Annotated in this window: 1 pseudogene; it reads left to right on the forward strand. The window is 59.0% G+C overall.

The features are described 5' to 3' along the window. Positions 1-295 (forward strand): annotated as a pseudogene (locus AC3E6W_RS08735) (hypothetical protein); the annotation flags it as partial.

A 295-nucleotide genomic window follows, 5' to 3' on the forward strand; every position in this document is an offset into this window, starting at 1 on the left:
CGCCATGTGCCTGCGCGCTGAGGAAGGGGAGCGCATCGCTGATAAGACGGTCTTGAAGATGATGCGCCAGATGGGGCTACGCTGCGGCATACGCCGTGAGAGGGCCTACCACAGGTACAACTCCTACAAGGGGGAGGCGGGGCAAAGCTTCGCCAACATCATCGGTCGCAACTTCACGGCGACTGGCCCCTGGCAGAAGTTGGGTACCGACGTCACCGAGTTCAAGCTCTCCTTTGGTAAGGCCTATCTCGCTCCGGTCTACGACTTTGCCAGTAAAGAGATTGTTGCCCATTCC

This window comes from Rothia sp. SCPM-O-B-18226 (M350), from assembly GCF_058213595.1.